Source organism: Hyphobacterium lacteum, assembly GCF_036330345.1.
GTDB lineage: Bacteria > Pseudomonadota > Alphaproteobacteria > Caulobacterales > Maricaulaceae > Hyphobacterium > Hyphobacterium lacteum.
The window spans coordinates 56,081-75,321 of sequence record NZ_JAZDRP010000003.1 but is presented as its reverse complement, the minus strand read 5'-3'; the positions used below and the strand labels follow the sequence as shown (position 1 = coordinate 75,321).

General features: G+C 59.6%; 21 protein-coding genes. 6 read left to right on the top strand and 15 right to left on the bottom strand.

The genetic code is table 11. The features are described from left to right. The first annotated feature begins 125 nt into the window (after nt 1–125). Nucleotides 126–1,361, top strand: coding sequence for a DUF3422 family protein (locus tag V0U79_RS05205; protein ID WP_330198420.1), 1,236 nt, complete (start codon nt 126–128; stop codon nt 1,359–1,361). Here the strand turns inward: V0U79_RS05205 and V0U79_RS05200 are convergent. The 15 genes from V0U79_RS05200 to V0U79_RS05130 form a co-directional block, all read right to left on the bottom strand. Beyond that, a complete protein-coding gene (locus tag V0U79_RS05200; protein WP_373696449.1) occupies nt 1,340–1,642 on the bottom strand; it encodes an ArsR/SmtB family transcription factor in 303 nt (100 codons plus the stop codon). The two genes, V0U79_RS05205 and V0U79_RS05200, sit on opposite strands and share 22 nt — an antisense overlap. A gap of 136 nt (nt 1,643–1,778) precedes the next feature. Continuing rightward, nucleotides 1,779–2,225, bottom strand: a complete 447-nt coding sequence (locus tag V0U79_RS05195; RefSeq protein ID WP_330198418.1) for a biotin/lipoyl attachment domain-containing protein — start codon at nt 2,223–2,225, stop codon at nt 1,779–1,781. A gap of 15 nt (nt 2,226–2,240) precedes the next feature. Further along, nucleotides 2,241–2,660, bottom strand: a complete 420-nt coding sequence (locus V0U79_RS05190) for a hypothetical protein (RefSeq protein WP_330198417.1) — start codon at nt 2,658–2,660, stop codon at nt 2,241–2,243. Further along, on the bottom strand, nt 2,657–3,586 hold the full coding sequence (locus V0U79_RS05185; RefSeq protein ID WP_330198416.1) for a CoB--CoM heterodisulfide reductase iron-sulfur subunit B family protein: 930 nt from the start codon (nt 3,584–3,586) through the stop codon (nt 2,657–2,659). The genes V0U79_RS05190 and V0U79_RS05185 overlap by 4 nt, the downstream gene beginning before the upstream one ends. A 21-nt stretch (nt 3,587–3,607) precedes the next feature. After that, a complete protein-coding gene (locus tag V0U79_RS05180) occupies nt 3,608–4,351 on the bottom strand; it encodes a 4Fe-4S dicluster domain-containing protein (RefSeq protein WP_330198415.1) in 744 nt (247 codons plus the stop codon). Between the two features lie 5 nt (nt 4,352–4,356). Then, nucleotides 4,357–5,211 carry a hypothetical protein gene (locus V0U79_RS05175; RefSeq protein ID WP_330198414.1) on the bottom strand — a complete coding sequence of 285 codons (855 nt, stop codon included), beginning with the start codon at nt 5,209–5,211 and terminating at the stop codon, nt 4,357–4,359. A gap of 8 nt (nt 5,212–5,219) precedes the next feature. Beyond that, a complete protein-coding gene (locus V0U79_RS05170; protein WP_330198413.1) occupies nt 5,220–6,266 on the bottom strand; it encodes an FAD-dependent oxidoreductase in 1,047 nt (348 codons plus the stop codon). Next, on the bottom strand, nt 6,263–7,633 hold the full coding sequence (locus V0U79_RS05165; protein ID WP_330198412.1) for a heterodisulfide reductase-related iron-sulfur binding cluster: 1,371 nt from the start codon (nt 7,631–7,633) through the stop codon (nt 6,263–6,265). Before V0U79_RS05165 ends, V0U79_RS05170 begins: the two co-directional genes overlap by 4 nt. A gap of 34 nt (nt 7,634–7,667) precedes the next feature. Continuing rightward, the gene (locus V0U79_RS05160; protein ID WP_373696448.1) at nt 7,668–8,339 is read right to left on the bottom strand and encodes a 4Fe-4S dicluster domain-containing protein; all 672 of its coding nucleotides are present in this window, start codon (nt 8,337–8,339) and stop codon (nt 7,668–7,670) included. Nucleotides 8,340–8,439: 100 nt separating this feature from the next. Further along, nucleotides 8,440–8,817 (bottom strand): DsrE family protein, encoded by a 378-nt coding sequence (locus tag V0U79_RS05155; protein ID WP_330198410.1) that lies wholly within the window; start codon nt 8,815–8,817, stop codon nt 8,440–8,442. Between the two features lie 152 nt (nt 8,818–8,969). Continuing rightward, complete coding sequence (locus V0U79_RS05150; RefSeq protein ID WP_330198409.1) at nt 8,970–9,671, bottom strand: type 1 glutamine amidotransferase family protein; 702 nt, start codon at nt 9,669–9,671, stop codon at nt 8,970–8,972. Then, nucleotides 9,668–10,768 carry a lipoate--protein ligase family protein gene (locus tag V0U79_RS05145; RefSeq protein ID WP_330198408.1) on the bottom strand — a complete coding sequence of 367 codons (1,101 nt, stop codon included), beginning with the start codon at nt 10,766–10,768 and terminating at the stop codon, nt 9,668–9,670. Before V0U79_RS05145 ends, V0U79_RS05150 begins: the two co-directional genes overlap by 4 nt. Further along, nucleotides 10,768–11,952 carry a radical SAM protein gene (locus V0U79_RS05140; protein WP_373696447.1) on the bottom strand — a complete coding sequence of 395 codons (1,185 nt, stop codon included), beginning with the start codon at nt 11,950–11,952 and terminating at the stop codon, nt 10,768–10,770. Before V0U79_RS05140 ends, V0U79_RS05145 begins: the two co-directional genes overlap by 1 nt. Before the next feature lie 139 nt (nt 11,953–12,091). Further along, nucleotides 12,092–13,126, bottom strand: coding sequence for a radical SAM protein (locus V0U79_RS05135; RefSeq protein WP_330198406.1), 1,035 nt, complete (start codon nt 13,124–13,126; stop codon nt 12,092–12,094). An 84-nt stretch (nt 13,127–13,210) separates the two neighbouring features. Continuing rightward, entirely contained in the window at nt 13,211–14,338 is a 1,128-nt protein-coding gene (locus V0U79_RS05130; protein WP_330198405.1) for an arginase family protein, read from the bottom strand. Nucleotides 14,339–14,487: 149 nt separating this feature from the next. On the opposite strand from V0U79_RS05130, the gene dsrE2 reads away from it, so the two are divergent. From dsrE2 to V0U79_RS05105, 5 genes are all read left to right on the top strand, one after another. Next, nucleotides 14,488–15,006, top strand: coding sequence for a sulfur carrier protein DsrE2 (gene dsrE2, locus V0U79_RS05125; RefSeq protein WP_330198404.1), 519 nt, complete (start codon nt 14,488–14,490; stop codon nt 15,004–15,006). An 18-nt stretch (nt 15,007–15,024) separates the two neighbouring features. Next, nucleotides 15,025–15,252: a sulfurtransferase TusA family protein gene (locus V0U79_RS05120; protein ID WP_330198403.1), complete on the top strand. Its 228-nt coding sequence runs from the start codon at nt 15,025–15,027 to the stop codon at nt 15,250–15,252. Between the two features lie 103 nt (nt 15,253–15,355). Continuing rightward, nucleotides 15,356–16,663 (top strand): OmpP1/FadL family transporter, encoded by a 1,308-nt coding sequence (locus tag V0U79_RS05115; protein ID WP_330198402.1) that lies wholly within the window; start codon nt 15,356–15,358, stop codon nt 16,661–16,663. A 175-nt stretch (nt 16,664–16,838) separates the two neighbouring features. Next, on the top strand, nt 16,839–18,272 hold the full coding sequence (locus tag V0U79_RS05110; RefSeq protein ID WP_330198401.1) for an SLC13 family permease: 1,434 nt from the start codon (nt 16,839–16,841) through the stop codon (nt 18,270–18,272). Between the two features lie 5 nt (nt 18,273–18,277). Continuing rightward, nucleotides 18,278–19,213, top strand: a complete 936-nt coding sequence (locus V0U79_RS05105; protein ID WP_330198400.1) for a universal stress protein — start codon at nt 18,278–18,280, stop codon at nt 19,211–19,213. Nucleotides 19,214–19,241: the final 28 nt, after the last annotated feature.

The following is a 19,241-nucleotide window of genomic DNA, read 5'->3' as shown; positions in this document are numbered from 1 at the left end:
TGCCAACCGGTGCCGACGGGCCCGTCACAGAATGCCCCTGTAATGTTTTGCAAGATAATGAAAATGCCTGTATATTAGATTTTTCGAATATGCCGGATCGGCTGGCATCCAGTGGGGATATCATCATGACCTTGAGGCCAGTCCTGCTTCCCCAGCATCCTGACCGCGCCGCTATTCACGCCGAAGCGCATGCACGTCCGCCCATGCCGATTGCCAGCGAGCGGTCCGAGGCCTGGCACTGGGTCCTTTATGATGCGCCGGTCGATCCGCGCTACTGGCCCCGCACCTTCAATCCGGAAGCCTTTCACCAGCTGATCGAGTGCAAGGATGGCGTGCTGCGCTTAGAACGCCATACCGAGTTCGTGGCGCTGACCTTTTTTGGTGAAAAGCCACCCTGCCCGGAAACGATGACGCTGATTGCGGGGTGTCCCGGACAGCAGATGGCCGGCGCCCGGGTCGTTGTTGCGCCAGAGTCCGGCGAGCTGATCGCAGCCCTGTTTGGCGAGAGCCGGTTATTTGGTGGCGAGGCGCTGTTTCCCGGCATCTTCATCCACACCGACTTTGCTGTTGGCGAACAGGGCCTCGTGACCTTTCTGGTCACAGGCGTGTTCGAAGATGATTATTCGCGCGGACGGCTGGTGAAGCGCCTGCTGGACGTCGAGACTTACCGCATGGCGTCCCTGCTGGCGCTGCCTCTCGTCCGCAGTATGGCGCCGCAATTGCCGGATCTTGAGCGGCGCGCCTCGCTGGCGACCCGGCGGCTGACAGATGAACCGGACCGGCTGAACGAGGTCATCGCGGACCTTGCCGAAATCCTCAAGAACTGCGCCCTTCTCCGCGATCAGACGCGTTTTCGTATTGCCGCCGCGCTGGCCTATGACGATCTGGTAACGGACCGGCTCAATGGTCTGGATGAAACGCCCGTGGGTCAGCGCCAGACCCTGCGCGGCTTCATCCAGCACAGGCTTGCGCCGGGAATGCAGTCGGTTCGAGCCTTCGAACGACGTCAGGACGAGCTGGCGGATGAGGTAACAGCAGCCCTGGCGCTGGCCCGGACCCAGCTGGACCACACGACTCAACGGCAGTCCCAGGCCCTGCTGGCGTCTATGGAAACCCGAGCCCGTCAGCAAGTCCATCTGGCTCAGGCTGTCGAAGGCCTGTCAGTCGCCGCCATCACCTATTACTCCATCGGACTGTTATCTTACGTGCTGCACGCGATCCCGCCCTTCGGGATTGATGACACGCTCATTGAGGCCCTTGCCATTGTGCCCATAGCGGTTATTGCCGCCCTGATAACAAGGCGGATGCGCAAAGCTGTCGAAAAAATGGATGTGGCGGATCAGTCGCCCGGTGCGCAGTAGATTCCGTACAGCGTCTGAATCACGGCGCGGACATCATCGCTGGCCAGCCGGTAGAAGACGGACTGGGCTTCCCGCGATGTATTGACCAGACGTTCGCGGCGCAGAATGGCCAGATGTTGTGACAGGGCAGACTGGCTGAGGGGGATATTCTTGTGCATTTCGCTGACGGATTTTTCGCCGTCGACGAGCTGGCAGAGAATCATCAGCCGGGTCTCGTTGGCCATGGATTTCAGCAGGAGCGTCGCCTTGCTGGCGTTCTCCTGCATGTCGTCCAGGCTCATCGTGTCGCTATCCATCAGCATATTGGCACTCCGGGACCCTGCTGGCCCGATCGCACCCCCATCTAGCACCCTGAGATCAATTCGCAAGAATTTCTAATGTAGAAACTTCGAATAATCTGCAGGTCTTAAGAAAACGTCAGGCCGCCCCACAACCGGCAAAGCCATCGGCATCCATTTTGGCCTCATAGGCCGGACCGACATCCGTGCCAGGGGTCAGCGAGCCTTTGACCGCATCCCAGTTTTCCGGCGCCAGGACAACCATCCAGCCATCATTGTAAGGGTCGGCATTGGCAATATTCGGCTTGGAGACCAGCGCTTCGTTCACCTCGACAACCTCGCCGGCTGCCAGCGATTTCGCGGGGCCAACCCATTTGCCGGATTCAATCGTCGCACAGGATTTGCCTTCCCGAACTGAGCGGCCAACCTTTTTCGGCGTAAAGGCGACGATCTCCCCAGCCAATGCGGTCGCGACCGTTGTCATGCCCAGCTGGACTTTCCCGTCACCGACTTCGCGAAACCAGATATGGTTCTCGACATCGTAGAGCAGGTCGTCCGGCAGATTACATCCACGTACATCAGTCATCGCATTGCCTCCGCCTTAATGCGCCGCTTGCCGCAGGGGGCGCGAAGAGCAGCAAAAATCCCCCAGCCCCGCTTCCTGCAGCTTGCCCGAAATGAACAGAACAAGATGATGGACGAGATACTTCATCATCTCAAGACGTTGTTGGTTTTCCGCCGAACCCGGCTCGAGCTTGACGAGATTGTACCGGTAGGCCAGCTCGCGGCAGGTTTCCCGGCAGGCATTGAAACTGGGATCACCCTTCGCAGCCTGACGGTGCAGACCGAGAAGGCGGAACCCTTCCTTGTCCTTGTCCGTCGGCATCTTGTCATGCGCCAGCAGCCAGTTCTCGATCACACACTCCGCCTGAGCCAGCAGCCAGTCGGCATCGGTCTCCGCCCCGCCCTCTGTCGGGGCCCAGCCCGTTACCTGCTGTTCGAGTGTGTCGAGCGGCGTCATGCGATTCCCTTGGCCTTGAACAGGGTGCGTGAGTTGGAAATATTTTCCTGCAGACCGACCTTGCGCGGGCTCAGCCCCATGGCGAGACCCAGAAGCTGGGTGAAATAGACAATCTTCACATTGGTCTTCTCGCCCAGCGTTTTCTCTGCGCGGATCTGGTGCATTTCCAGACCTGTATGGCAGGTCGGGCATTCCGTTGCGATCACTTCGGCACCGGAGGCTTCGGCCGCCTTCAGAATGTTAAGCACCAGGCGGGTGGAGGTGTCGCTGTCAGACAGGGTGTGAGCTCCGCCGCAGCATGCCGTCTTCAGCGGGAAGTCGACATTGTCGGCGCCGGCCGCTTCCAGCAGATCGTCCATGAAATGCGGCTTCGAGGTCGACTCGCTGCCCTCGCCCTGGTCCTTCTCCGGGAAGATGTGGCGCGGGCGCGTATACATGCAGCCATAATAGTTCGCGACCTTGAGACCCTTCAGCGAGCTTTTCACCTTCTCGCGCAGTCCATCCTCGCCGATAGCACCCTTGATCCAGTCAAGCGCGTGAATGGTTTCGATCTGGCCGGCTTCGTAGGTTTCATGCCCCGCCTTTTCGGACAAACGGCTGGTAACCTCGCGGGATTTTTCCTTGTGGCCGAGATCGTATTCGGCCTTTTTCAGATTGTGGTAGCAGCCATTGCACGGCGCCATGACCACGTCATGGCCCATTTCATTGGCCGCGATCGACATCACCCGGGAGGACAGATAGGTCTGGATTTCCGGGTCGACATTCTTGACTTCCATCGCCCCGCAACAATTCCAGTTCTTCACCTCTTCCAGCTCGAGATCGAGCGCCTTGCCCAGCGCCTTGGTCGAGCGGTTATAGGCATGGCCGGTGCCTTCCAGCGCGCAGCCGGGATAGTAGGCGACTTTTTCGTACTTTTTCTCGGTCATCTTATCGTCCTCGGTCGCCGGTCAGGCCTTGTGTTCGTCCAGTTTGAGGGCCTGGCGGTGTGCCGCCTCCTGCTCCTCGACATATTCCTTGATCGCATCACGCGCCTTGTCCCAACCTTTTGTTTTCGGCGGGAAAAGTGTTGCCCAGGCCATTTGCAGACCCATCATGACGGGCAGCTTCATGGCGAGATTTTTGCCCATCTGGATCACCCAGTCCTGGAAAGGCGACTGGCCGGTGCGCTTGAAGAAATTGAGGAAGACCTTTCCGTCCTCGATCTTGCCGGTCTCGATCACCTGGCTGGAAAATTCCTCGTCGAACACGGTTGAAGGCGATTTCTCGGTGAAGCCCTTGAGCTCCATCCAGTGAGCGGTCGCTTTCATGACACCTTCGGGCACCACATCGCGCGGGCAGGCATAGGTGCACTTGTTGCACGACACGCATTGCCAGATCAGGTCCTTGTCGCGGACCAGTTCAGACTGGTAGCCCATGCGGATCAGATAGATCCAGTAACGCGGGTTGAAGTCCGGATTGAGCGCATTGACCGTGCAGGAATTGGTACAGGAACCGCACTGCCAGCAACGGTGGATATATTCGCCGCCCGGCAGGGCCGCGATCTCGTCCTGGAGGTCCTCATTGTAATCATCAACGACGCGGCTGCGGATGAAGGTGCTCCAGTCACCCGACACATCGACGCCATCGATCTCGAGCTGGTCATGCGTCGCGAGATCTTCCGGGCGGATCAGGTGCTTTTCATGGATCGGCATTTCGATCAGCCTTTCTCGATCTGTGCAATGGCGCCGGCAATGTCGAATTTGGTGCCGGCTCCGGCAATACGGTTGGCCTTGGGCTGGATCCCGTCGAGCCCCAGAAGGCGACGCACATGCGCCATGGGATCATCAGCGCTTGAAAAATCGGCCCGCAGATAGCTGCCGCCCTGCGCCGAGATGTATTCGGCATAGATTTGGGCGCACAAAAGATCGACATGGGCCTGCGTGTCCTGCATCACGCCGTGGCTGGCGAGGAATTGCGACAACTCTTCGCGCAACATCAGGAAGGTGCCGTAGGTATCCGGCACATGCAGGGTGATACTGTCGATATCTCCGTGCCAGATCTCGCGCAGGACACCGGTATTGGCGGTCTCGTCCCAGATCCAGCGGCACATCATCGGATAGCGTTCTGGATCGACGCCATGCAGTAATTCCGCGGCCAAGTCTCGTACCCAGCGGTGCGTCTTGTCCTGCGGGAAATGGCTGCAGAAGGCAGCCATCCGCTCGTCGACCTTGTCATATTCATGCTTGGTCTCGAGCAGGCCGGTGATGGCATCACGCAAGGCGCCGAACTTTTCGGCGGAGAGATAAGGGGCGATGCGGCGGCGCACGGTCGGCATGAACATGGTCAAGGCCGCCAGACTTTCCGGTGAAAGCGGGCCTTCATTCTTCTCGATCAGAATATCCGAAAAAACACCATGGCGCAGTTGCAGCGCCATGACATAGCGGTCGATGCCGCCCCCCGCCTCGCAGCCCGCCGCAATTCGTTCCAGCGCCTCGGTGAGGGCCGGTCCGCTCAGCTCCAGCTGAGGCCGCTCGACAGTGTCGGACGGGGATTTGCGGAAGGCGGCGAACATATCGATGACTACTCCGCCGCAACCGGCTTGCGGACGGCACCCAGCGCGGCCATGGCAGCGGCCTGACCCTGAGCGATCGAGTCGTCAATGGTTTCCGGACCGGTTGCCGCACCGGCGACAAAAACGCCCGGACGCGACGTCTGACCCATACCGCCATAGGAGCTCTGCCGGCCGATAAAGCCATGCTCTTCCAGATCCACATTGAAGATCGAGGAGAGCAGCATGTTGTCGACATTCGGATCCATGCCGATGGCATGAACAACCATGTCGAACGGAATGGTAATCGGTCGTTTGACCAGCGTGTCCTCGCCCTTGACGATGACCTGGTCACCGTCAGAGGTCACCTCGGCAATCCGCGCCTTGATGTACTTGACCTTGAACTCTTCCTGGCTGCGCCAGTAATACTTGGTCTCCAGCAGGCCGAATGTCCGGATATCCATATAATAAATATAGACGTGGCAATCCGGCAGCTCCTCGCGGATCTCCATGGCCATGTTGGCCGAGACCGAACAGCAGATCTTCGAACACCATTCGCGGCCGATCTGCCGGTCGCGCGAGCCGACGCACAGGAGGATGGCGACACGCTTGGGCGGCTCGCCATTCGACGGGCGACGAACGCCCTGACCCGAGGAGATCATCTGTTCGACCTGGGTGGTGGTGACCACGTCAGGGAACATGCCAAAGCCCCATTCCGGCTTGTTGATGGAATCGAAGTGGGTAAAGCCCGTGCACAGAATGGTGCTAGAGGCGTCCAGCGCGGTGCCATCAGACAGCGTGGCCTTGAAAGCCCCCTGCTCGCCCTCGAACTTGTCGACCTTGGTGTTCAGATGGACATCAATCAGGTCATTGCCGACCACCCGGTCGACCATGCCGCCGATCGCATCCCTGGCCCATTCGCCGGACGGAACCAGCTTGGCATAACCGGACAGGATGGGGTGACCGCCGAGACGGTCTTCCTTCTCAACGAGAGCGACCTTCTGGCCGGCTTCGGCGAGGGCGTGAGCCGCGGCCAGCCCGGCCGGGCCACCGCCTACGATAAGTACGGGATGGGTCATGTGGTTTGCTCGATCTTCTTGAAGCCCGGACCACCGGTGATCATGCGACGCGGATCATAGAGCTGATCCTGCGGGCCACCGGCCTCGATCTGCTTGAGATAGTCCTCGAATTCGGCCTTCTTGGCCTGCCAGTCGATGCCCAGCTTCTCGAACAGCTTCTCGGTTGCGGAAGCGTGCCAGTGCGACTGGACAATCTTGTAAGGATGCGCACCACACATCAGCGCCGCGAACTGGGCGTCGGCGAGGATGGGCAGCTCGTAATCGCGGCCATCGGCCTTGCCGATCCACTGGTTCTTGTCGAGCGTGGTGATGCAACCGGTATCGTGACCGATCATCACATCGGACTGCGCTTCCTCGACGGCGACCTTCACCTTGCGGTCGATCGCATAGGAGCGGGTGAACTCACGCTCGGAAATAATGTGGCGGAAACCGAAGCCGCAGCAATCATACCAGGTCGAATAGTCGATGACCTGAGCCCCCAGCGACTCAATAATGCCGGTAGACACGGCCACGCGCTCGCCGCCCAGAACGTCGTCATCATAGATCACGTCCTGCGGCACCATCTTGTAGACGTGGCAGGCCGGGTGGATCGTGGCGCGGATGTTCGAGCAGTCAATGACCTGACGCTCGGCGATGCGCTTGCGCATCACGTGGACCCATTCGGAATAGTGGACGACCTCTTCCGGGATCAGCAGCTTGCCATCCACAAGGCGGCCGAGCTTGCCAAGGATGGTCTTCACACGGTCGCGCAGCTCGGCGGAATGGATCAGGTATTCGCGTACTTCCTTGTAATTGCCGAAGGAAGTGCCGCAATGAACCAGCGGATAGTAATAGCCGGGGTCGCGCCCCTCAGCCATGGCCGAGACATAGGCCTGGTGGAAATTGCGCAGGAAGACTGCCGCCAGGCTTTCGATATTGCCGATACCCGAGCCGTGATAATTCCAGGCCGTGCAGGAGGTCTGGTCGGTCTCGTCGAGGTAGCGGATGTCCAACTCGTTCATCAGCCACAGAAGGGAGGCCGGATAGCCGGGAATATTGCCGCACTGACCGCAGGATTTGTGATGCCAAAGCTGGGTGGTCGGGATCTTCTTGTCCCAGCCATAGAGCGTCTTTGTCATCACCGGTTCGTGCTGATCGGTGACGCGGTGAACGACGATCTCGCCATCCTTTTCCAGCTGCCACATCTCGTCGCGGACATCGTTGACGCGATCCTTGTTGGTCAGCATGGACCGCTTGTCGATCTTCTGCTCGACCCAGGAGGTCGCGACCATCGCTTCCTCGCGGCTCAGCTCACTGTCGCGCCATTCAGCGCCGTGGCCGGTGAAGCGTTCGCCGGGCACCTGCCCCTGATCGTTCTCATTGCTCATTTGATCCTCCCAGATCCCGGCTTGCGGGGTCTACTCAGTCTTCGTCGTCCTGCTCGTCGAGGAAATCTTCCCAGTCTTCACGCTTCTCCTCCATGATATCGGAGATCACGTCGAACAGGTTCTCGTCGATGGTTTCCAGCTGGTCGAGCACGCCGGTTTCTTCCCAGATCGTGTAGAGCTCGACCGATGTCTTGAGGTTCACTTCCCAGGCCGTCTTGGTGGTGTTCAGCGTGGCCATGGGGATGGCCTTGCGAAGCACGGCGAGCGGCGCGGAAACCTTTGAAATATTCGGACCCCAATCCGCGAAATGGTCGGGGTTGATCATGTCTGGAGACAGCTGGTTGCCGGTGGAAATCAGCTTCAGCATCACCCGCGAGAAGGGACGCAGCACGTTTTTCGCCGATTCCATGCCGTGCTTGATGGCCACTTCGCGCATCAGCATGACCAGGCCGCCCGGCGAGTTGCCGAACGGGCAACGTGCCGCACAGGTATAACACTGGGCGCAGGCCCAGATCTTTTCCTGCATGGCGTCATAGATGCCTTCGAGATTCTCGGTCCACAGAAGCTGGACGATTTCGCGCGGGCTGTAATCGTAATAGTGTGCGGACGGGCATGTCGCCGTGCAGATGCCGCAATTCAGGCAGCCATTCAGCTCATGGTCATAGCGGAGATCGGACTGGATATCCTGGAAGATCTCCTCGAGCATGTCCCGGGAAACGGGAGTCTCAGCCGAGACCGGGTCCCCGATATGTTTCTGGACCCGTGTGGTTGTCGCGTGTGACATCTGGCGCTCCCGCAGGTTGGGCCTAGTAGGTCAGGACCTTCACGTCTTCTTCCATGATCTCTTCGATCAGATGGGCCCCGCCGACAATGCCCGAGCATTCCGGGATCAGATCGGCTTCGGTCATGTCGAACAGGTCGAGATTCGGGGAGCAGGAATAGAAGGTCACGCCAGCCTCATGCGCGTCCTTGATGAAATCATAGACGGTTTTGGGAGAGCCTTCCTTGACGACGAGGTTCTCGGCGACGCCCTTGCGCATCAACCGCCCGGCCGTGGCCGTGCAGATCACATCGACTTCATAATCCATAGCGGCGGCGACAGTCGCCTGAAAGATCGGGGCCCCCAACTCCTCGCCATTGCGCGGGTCGGTATTGGCCATAACGATTACGAGCTTATCTGCCATAAGCTGCTTTCTCCCCAGTTATGCAGCCCTTGTACCGGGCCGTTTTCGTTAATTTGCACCCGCCTGCCTTACAGCATTGCTGGTGCCTTTGGCTAGAATATTAGAAAAGTCGAATTTACGCAAATAGCAAATCACAGCTTGGGAATCCGCCGCTATTCCCCTGATTTCATGAGGCCCGTGACCTGCATGACGCCGGTCATGATGGAGACGAGCGCATCCTCGATCTGCGGTTTGCTCGCGCCCAGACGCACCAGCATGTCTCCCGGGTCGTCGGGACCGTCCTCGAATTCCATAATCAGATCTTCGGCCATGGCCCGCTTGAAGCCGGGATGCCCGGCAAAACCCAGCGCCTTGTCCCCGATCTGGAAAACCGCCGGGCGCCCCTGGCTGTCTTCGGCCAGGATCTCCGCATAGGAGGGCGGCACCGGCCAGTCGCGCATATAGACGGGCAGAGGAAAGCGTTCCGGCATATAGCCGTTGAGCGCGTCATCCTTCACGCGGCGGGCCTCATCGACAACGAAGGTCAGCGGACATTGCTCGACACTGCCATCAGCAGCCAGCGCCAGGATCTGGGCGCCCAGGCCGATCCCGATCACGGCCTTGCCACTATAGAGGCAATCGCGGGCCAGAAGGACTTCCTCCCTGAGGGTCGGAAGAGCGCGTGCGCCAGACGTATTCCACGGCCCTCCGCCAAGCAGGATCAGCCCGTCGAGCACCGAGCGCGTATTGGGAACTTCCACGCCTTCGGTGAAGGGGCGGCAATAGATGAAACGGATGCCACGGCCCTCAAGATGGTCCTCCATCAAGCCGAGATAATCCGCCGATGTGTGCTGGATGACGGTGAGCGTCTTCAAGCCGCCGGCACTCCGGCCTTCGGCGTCTGCGGCTCGCGCTGTCCCAGCGCGATCTCGACGGCGGCGGCGAAATCATCCGGCGATATCGACAACATGCCGACACTGGCAGCGGCGAAGAATTCGCGCACGAGCCGCCCGGCCTCGCTGACCGGCTTGCCGCGCAGGCTGGCCTCGAGGTCATAGATGATGCGCGGCGGGGTGATGAAGAAATCTCCGGTGATCAGAACTTCGCGGATCCGGTCATTACCGGCCCCCTCAACCCGCACATGTGCGGTCGCCGTTCCGCCCAGACCGGTATAGCTACCGGTCATCAGCGTCTCGTCCTCTTCGGTGCCCGATATCTCGTAGACAAAATCGTCCTTGCCGATCTCCTCATCATAGAGCACCGCGGCTGCGCGTTCCTCCTCAGCGGTCGGCTCGCCGGCAATGCATTCAATCCCGAGATGCTCCTCGAAACCGCGGATCAGCGCCGCCTTTACCGTCTCGAGGGACGGGGCCTCGCCCAGCAATTCACGCAGGGTCACAATGCGCGAGCCGGCATCATCCAGCGCCCGCTTCGCCAGCTTTTCCTGAGGCACATTCAAAGCCGACAGCATGGTCAGCGGGTCGAGATCAACCAGAACCGTGCCCTGGAAGATCAACGTGCCACCGTCGAAGAAGCCGCCCGTGCCGGAAATCTTCCGCCCATCAACCTCGATATCGTTGCGGGGACGAAACGCCGCCTTGATACCCAGCGTCGACAGGCCGACCGCAGCGGCCTCGCAGATCTTTCGGGTTACCTCGTCCAGCCGCGTCGTTCCCAGGCTGGCCTTGTTACAGACAATCGCCCAGCCCAGCTGACCTTCATCGAGATAGATGGCGCCGCCGCCGGTTATCCTGCGGGCCAGACCCACACCGCGCTCGGCGCAGGCCTCCAGCCGGATCTCTTTCGACAGGGATTGGTGCCGGCCCACCAGAGCCGTCGGCGGAAAGTGGATGAAACGGATCGTGTCGGGGATTTCCGAGGCCTGCCGGGCATCGATCATGGCCTGATCGAAGGCGATATTCGCCCGCCCCTCCCTCAGACCGGTATCGATGACACGGAAGATCGTGGACATCAGCTGTCCAGCTCCTCGAATTCCTCGCCTTCCTCATAGGCTTCGCCCGGCTTTTCCATGTCGAGCTGGTTGCGGATCTTGCGCAGATCGGCCTGACCCGGCTGGAAAGGATAGCTGGCAATATCCGAAGGCGGGCTGTCGCCATAGGGGCGGTCGCAGGCGGAGATATCCTCGGCGAACTTGCCGGGGCAACCGCTGGTGCGGAAGGCGATACCGGCATCGATAATGGTATCGAGCTCGCCACGCGGCATGCCGAAATCGGAGACACGGCCTTCCTCGTCGAATTTCATCTGGTCGACGCGGACGCCGCAATAATCGATCAGGTAGCGGGCCAGCTGGACGCGGCGCCACTGGTCGCGCGGGGTTGCCGGCAAATGGTCCATCAGCGAGCCCTGTTCGGGATAGAAGCAGAACATGTGGCTATGCCCGCCCATGTCGACGAGCTGCTGAACGAGGTTCAGGATTTCATGTTCGGTCTCGCCCATTCCGACTATGATGTGGGCGCCGAACTTCTGCGGCCCGAAGATGTCGCGCGCATCGAGCAGCACTTCCCAGTATTTCTTCCAGGAGTGCGGAGATTGAACACCCTTGCCACGGGTACGATCGAAAATGGCTGGCGTTGCGGCATCCAGCGCCACGGTGAAAATGTCCGAGCCCATATCCTTGAGACGTTTCACATCCTCGCGGCCCATTGTCGTCGGGTTGGAGAGAATGGAAATCGGGATCGCATCGGGATCGACATGATCGGTCCAGGTCTTCAGCACGGTCACCGTGTCCTCATCGGACCGGGGATGCGTGATCATCGAGATGCACATGCGGTGGAAGGGGCTGTTTTCCGGGTCCTTGCCCACCTTTTCGGCAATCTCGGCCATCGGCACGGCCGGCCAGTCGACGCGGATGAAGTTGCGGTCGGCATAGTCGCGATCGGCTTCCCGGTGACGGGCGAGGCCGCAATAGGCGCAATTGGCGCGGCAGCCTTCCGGATAGGTCAGAAGAATATTCAGACAGCGCGTACAGGAACAGCGATACATATTGCCCGGCATGATCCCCAACGTGATCGCCGCAGCGGTCGACAGCTGGACATATTCCGGCGAGGTCATTTCCGGCGTCTGGATATTCCGGTTCGGAAGATAAACGCCCTTGGGCGGAATGGCATCGGCCTTCACCTTGCCGCCATTACGCATTTCCTTTGGCGTGATCAGCGGCGTGCGCGGCACCATCACATCGGCGGCGTTATAATCGCGGCCACCAGCGCCCTTGCTGCCCGGGATAGCGTTTTCCGGCTTCAAACAGGTCATGATATCTCCCCTGGAGTCGGCTGGCTCAGGCAGCGCAGCTTGATTTGAGTGTCGCATTGCTGCCGCCGACCTTGATCGAGCAGCAGGACATGGCTTGTTCGAACGGGCGTCCGGTCATTTGCGTGACCTGTGCGGCCCCTTCCGCCGGGAAGGCAATCCCGTCGAGTCCCGCCATGACAGCGTAGGCGTCGGTAATACGCTTGTGCATGCCCGGCGGACGGGCGCAGCCCAGAAGCACCTGCTTGTCGGGCAATCGGGTGCGCGCTTCCAGAAAGATACGGCCGACATCGCGGGTGGACGGCGTCTTGAACGTGCCAGGCTTGGCGTAGAACGGCATGATCACCACAAGGACCAGCGCCTTGATGTCATGCCGCGATACGATGTCAAAGGCGCGCGGCTCACCCAGCATTTCGCCATAGTGCAAACCCACGACGATATGCGGTGTAACTTCCATTCTGGTCGAACAGAGCGCGGCCAGCGTCGCTTCGAAATCCTCTACCGGGCGGTCCAGCTTGTAGACCTGCTGGATGGTTTCGTCCGAGCCGATGACGTCCATCATCGCTGTGTCCACGCCCGCCGATTCCATCCGCTTCGCCCCGGCCTCGTCGGTCAGGGCGGTATGGATGGCGATCTTCAGATCCGGGAAATCGCGCTTCAGCCCCTCGATCACCGGATAATAGCGCTCATACTTGATCTCGTTGCGCTTGTTCGAACCTCCGGACAGAAGGAAGCCCTGGAGACCCTGCAGCAGGATCAGGTCTCGCACCTTCTGGTCCAGCATTTCCGGCTTGGTCGCCGGGATCATCGGCTCCAGGATTTTCTTCTGGCAATGATCGCAATTAAGGGCACAGCCGGCCGCCGTGATCGAGAACGCCGGAAAGGAATTCTTGGAGCAACCCGACATTTCGGAGGTTTCGTATTCCTTGAAGGACGGTGTCGAAAACCGGATTGGCGGCAATGGATGCCGGTCGGCTCTCGCCTGCATCTGTGCCACCAGTTCCGCATCGAACTCGGCATCTTCAAGCGGCTCCATGTCCGCCAGCGCATCCAGCCAGTTCATCTGTCTCCCCACATTCGAACTTTCTAATATAAGATCACAGGGAGAAGGCGAGGTCCAGCCATGGATGTGTCTGAGGGTGGCCGGTTAGCCCGCCAGCACAGCGGGAACCAGCGCCCGGACCGCATCGCGCACGGCCTGTCCATGCTGCGCGGGGTCGGCAAAACTGTTTAGCCAGTGCGGCTCGACCTCATCCTCGTCAATGAGATCGCAGCCCAGTCGCGAGAGATAGGCCTGCACATCGTCCGGCAGCTGTTCCGGGGCCGGCGGATAGCCGGCAAGCCGGCCCCATAACCCCGACCAGAAGCGGGTAACCGTCCAGGGATTGTATCCGCCGCCGCCCAGACAAACGCTGACCGGCACGGCCTCCCGCACCGAATCAATGGCCGACCACAGGCCCTCATTGCCCAACTCCATTCCTGACAGCGGATCGCCAGCAAGAGCGTCCGCGCCGCAAGTCATCACAACGGCATCGGGATCGAAGCGGGCGATCAGCGGCAGGACGGCCTCCGTCATCAGAAACGCCAGCTCGGCATCATTGAACCCCTTGGGAACCGGCAAATTGCGGGCAAAGCCGCCGGCGCGATCGGCCAACTGGCCGGTATGGGGCCAGCGCTTTTCTTCATGGATTGAAACGCAGAGAACGCGTGCATTGCTGGCGAAAATCGATTCGACACCATCGCCATGATGCGCATCAAGATCGAGATAGACGACCTTGGCACATCCGCTGTCCAGCAAGGTCTGGATGGCGAATGCCGGATCATTGAAATAGCAAAATCCGCTGGCCCGGTCAGGACGGCCATGATGTGTCCCGCCCGCCGGATGAAAAACCTGCCGCCCTTCAAGCGAGAGCTCGGCCGCCAGAACAGAACCGGACACCGTTGCCGCTGCTCGGTCAAACAGGCCAGTGAAAACCGGGTTTTCCATGGTGCCGAAATTGAAGGCCTCCCGCTGGGCGATTGTGACCTTTCCGATTTGCGATACGACCTCCAGCGCAGTGACATAGCCTGGCTCATGCAGACGCGTGAGGACCGCTTCCGTGGCCGGTTCGCACACCGCCAACTCATCATCGTGAAGCCAGCCCAGCATCCGGCAGACATCCATGACATTCTGATGCCGGCTGATGGATAAGGGGTGATTGGCGGGCCATTCAGACGCGGAAAATACAGCGCTTGTGATGAAGGCGGCGGGGGTTTTTGGGCGGGAGCTCGACATGGTATCCTTGCGATCCTGCCTCCCCCTGCCGGAATAACCCGCTAGACGGGAGGGAGATATTACATTTATATATTATTCGAAATAACTAATAAGACGCACCTCTCGTGACGCAAAAAGAGCACGAAGCGGGGCAATCGGGGAGAGAGAATATGCCGGACGGTAACGAGGCGGGCGCGCAGTCGCTGGAAAACGCCAAGACGATGTCGATCATTGTCACCAAGGGTACGCTCGACTGGGCTTACCCGCCCTTCATTCTTGCCACCACAGCGGCGGCGATGGATGTGAAGGTGACAATGTTTTTCACCTTCTACGGGCTGGGTCTGCTGAAGAAGGATCTGGGGCTCGAAGTCTCGCCACTGGGCAATCCCGCCATGAAAATGCCGATGATGGGCATGCATATGGGCATGCCGCCAATTGTCGGCATGCTACCCGGTGTCACATCGATGGCGACGGCCATGATGAAGGACATGATCAAGAAGAAGGGCGTTGCCTCGATCGAGGACCTGCGGGAAGCCGCCGTTCTCTCCGACGTCAATCTCATTGCCTGCCAGATGACGATGGACCTGTTCGAATATTCTACCGACGACATGATTGAAGATATCTCGCTGGGCGGGGCTGCCACCTACATGGAAGAAGCCCTGAAGGCAGATATCAATCTCTACATCTAGGCTAGCGAGGACTTCTAAATGGCCGATCAGACGCTCGACACCAAAGGCTTGAATTGCCCGCTTCCCATCCTGAAGGCCAAGAAGGCCCTGACAGGTATGGAAGCCGGACAAACCCTCGAAGTTCTTTCCACCGACCCGGGTTCGGTGAAGGACTTCGCAGCGTTTTCTCGTACGACAGGAAACGAGATCGTTGAACAGGGCGAAGAGGGGGGTGTGTTCCGCTTCATTCTGAAGAAAGCGGCATAGCACGCGACCTGTTGTACATGGCCCGCAAGAAGAGACTGAAAAATCCGGACTGGGCCGACGCTGACGAAAGCCAGCACTTAGTTAGATTTCTGGGGAGGAATTTATGTCCAAACACTTGAAGTACGCAGCAGCAATGGCGGCTGTGCTGGCCGTCGGTGAGCTGTCCGCAGCCTCAGCGACAGAGGGTTATTTCCAGCACGGCTACGGCATCCGTCAGAAGGCTCTGGGCGGTGCCGGCGTTGCCGACTCCACCGATGCCATGGCCTTGTCGATCAATCCGGCCGGCCTCGTTCATGCGCCGCGCCAGTTCCAGGCTGGCGTCAGCATGTTCAGTCCGCGCCGCGGTTTCCGCGGTTCAGGTGGCCCCAGTTTTACGCCGTCTGGCGATATCGAGAGCGATTCAGAATTTTTCCTGGTTCCGAACTTCGCTTACTCGCGGCCGATGAGTAACGGCGCCGTGTTCGCGATCGCGGCGTTCGGCAATGGCGGCATGAACACCACCTATGCCGGCAATCTGGCCAACCCGGCCTGTATGTCCCCGCCTCTGCCGTCCTCGACAGGCGTTTATTGCGGCGGTGCGACCGGTGTGAATCTGAACCAGCTCTTCATCTCGGCCGGCTATGCCATACCGATCGGCGACAATGTGTCGATCGGAATCGCACCGGTCCTCGGCGTTCAGGCGTTCGAGGCTACCGGCCTTGCTGCATTCTCTTTTGATCCGTTCGGCAATCCGCTGACGACCAATCCGATGGCGCTCACGAATAACGGCACGGATTACGCCACCGGTTTCGGCGTGCGCTTCGGCATCGAGGTTGCTCTCGCGGATAATTTCCGCGTTGGCGCATCCTATCAGACCAAGGTCAACATGTCGGAGTTCGACGATTATGCCGGCCTGTTTGAAGGCGGCGGTGATTTCGACGTTCCGGCCAATTACACGATCGGTGTCGCGTTCGATATCACCGAGAATGTGACCATGATGTTCGACTGGCGTCACATTGAATATGAAGGCGTGGACGCGGTCGGCAATTCGCCGCTCACCATGGCGCAGTTCGGCTCCAATGGCGGTCCGGGCTTTGGCTGGGAAAATGTCGATGCCTACAAGTTCGGCATCGAATACGACACGCAAGGTCCGTGGACCTGGCGGGCCGGCGCAGCCTTCAACAACAATCCGATCGGCTCCAGCGATGTAACGCTGAACATTCTCGCACCGGGTGTTCAAACCCAACATTACACGGCCGGCTTTGCCTATCGGACCAGCGAACGCGGCCAGATCGAGTTTGCTGTCATGTATTCGCCGGAGGAGACGGTCTCGGGCATCGAGATCACGCCGGCAGGTCCCAATCCGGGTCATAATATCGAGCTGAACATGCATCAGTACGATGTCTCGCTCGGATGGACCTTCACATTCTGATCCGATCAGCAATGTGAACACTGAAACCGAAGCCCGTTACATTCATGTGTAACGGGCTTCTTTTTTCCGCACTCAGCCTGCCGTCAGGACAATCGCGTTGGACAATACGGAGCCCCAAGACCGGTCTTCTGCCGAACCTGCCCGAAAGGGTTTCAGTCTTCGCAAAAGTGCGTCGATGCGCAGTCTGGCTTTTTTCGTGCTGGAGCGGCGCTGGCTGTTCATTGCCTTCGCCATAGGCGCTCTTCTGTATTTCCTGCCAACGCCTGAAGGGTTGAGCCGCGAAGGCGAGCTGGTGCTCATCATGTCAGTGATTTCGGTCATTCTGTTCGTGACCGAACCGGTACCGCTGCCGACCGTGGCGCTGATGATGATTGTCGGTCAGGTCCTGCTTCTCGGAAAGGAGCCGGACCAGGTAGCGCAGAGCCTGATGAGCGATTCCGTGCTTTTCATCATGGGCTCATTGATGCTGGCCGTCGCGATCGTCAAACAGAAGCTCGACAAGCGGATTGCCTATTTCATTGTCCGCATGACGGGGCCGAACATCCGGAATATTGCCATGGGTGTGGCCATCATTTCCGGCTTGCTGGCCTCGGTTATCGGCGAGCACACAGTTGCCGCGATGATGCTGCCGGTGGCACTGACCCTGATCTCCCTGGCGAAGAAGGAAGGCCAGAGTATTCGTGGCGTGGCGGCGATTCTGCTCCTGTCGATTTCCTATGGCTGCTCGATCGCCGGTATCGGCACGCCATCAGGCGGTGCGCGCAATGCCATCATGATCGGCTACTGGCGCGAATTCTTCTTCGATCCGCTGGATCCGGAGTCGCGCCGGTTCCTGGTCAGCTATTTCCGCTGGGCGCTTTTCAGCTACCCGGTTTTCCTGATCCAGCTGCCTTTCCTGGTCTTCATCCTGTTTCGCGTGTTCAAGCCGGAAACCACCGATCTGTCCCGCGCCGTAGTCAAGCTGCGCCACCAGATCGCCGACCAGGGGCCGATGCGCCGCCGCGACTGGCTGACGGTGGGAATTTTTGCGCTCACCCTGTCCAGCTGGATCAGTCTGTCCGGACATGTCGGCCTGGGAATTGTGGCGCTGATGGGGGCCATCGCCTTCCTCGTTACCGGGCTGGTCCGATGGGACGACATGAACAGTGGCGTCAACTGGGGTGTTGTTCTGCTCTATGCCGCAGCCATTTCGCTGGGCGTTGAGATGCGCGACAGTGGCGCTGCCGAATGGGTGGCGACGAGCGTGCTCGGCCTGCTGGAACCCCTGGGCATTGAATCGGGCATGCCGCTATGGGCCGTGGTTGGCGGCATGACAGCGGTCATTACCAACACGATGTCGAATGGTGCGGCGGTTGCGGTGATCGGGCCGGTCACACTGGACATGGCCGTGACGGCCGGCGAAAGCCCGTTGCGGCTCGGTTTCATCACCGCAATCGCATCCTCCTTTGCGTACTTCACGGTGATCGCCACGCCAGCCTGCATGATCGTCTATTCCTCGGGCTATCTGAAAGCCGGGGATTTCCTGCGGGTCGGATCGCGGTTGATCATCGTTTCCATGCTTGTCCTGATGTTGGCAGCGATGTTTTACTGGCCGTTACTGGGGCTGTGAGACTGATGAGCGGCGACGATCAGAGATTCAGAATTCTGCTGTGCATCGACGGCTCGGAGGAGTCCCATCGGGGCCTTCGCTACGCGGTCCGCGTCGGCAAGGGCAACGATGCCGATATCACCCTGCTCTATGTCCGCCGCAGCGATCCGACACTGAGTTCCGGCGGCATGGACCTTCGGATCGTCCGGGAGAATGTGATCGACTGGGGGCTGGACCTTCCGGGCGCGGCGGCTCTTCAGGACGCCCACCAGCAGTTGATCGAAATGGGCTTCATGAACGAGCACTGGAAGTCCAAGGCGGTACACAAGGAGGCCTTCGGGGACCCGGTCGGAGACAACATGCAGATCTACACCAGCGAGACCGGCGCCCAGATCACGCTGAAGAACATGGTCTCGCCGTCCGTGGCGCGGGGCATTCTCGATGAGTGCGAGCTCAACGAATATGAGCTGACCATCATTGCCATGGCCGATGAGGAAACGGCCGGCCGGCAGCATATCAACTGGGATGTGACACGCACCGTGGTGATGAACCACACCGGCACCATCCTCGTGGCCCGCGGTATCGAAGAGAATCACGGCCATCTGATCTGCGTCACCGATGATGAAAAATCCATCGAAGCCGCCGCACGCGACGCGGTCATGGCGAGCCGGTGCGAATGCCCTGTTCACCTCTATTCGGTTGCTGCCAATGAGGACGGCATCGAGGCTGCCGGCGATGTCATCCGGCAAGCGCGAGAAGCGATCGAGGCGGAAAATGTCGAGATAGTCGACGAGGCGATCGAGGTAGGCGATCCGATCGAGCGGATCATTGAACGTGGCAAGAATTATTCGGTCATTGTGATGGCCGATTCACACGTTCGGGGACTTCGACGTTTCTTCGAGGTCAGCGTAGCGTATCGCGTGCTCCAACACGCGCATAATTCCGTGATGATTATCCGTTGAACTGGCAATACCTCGTGAATAGGCATTG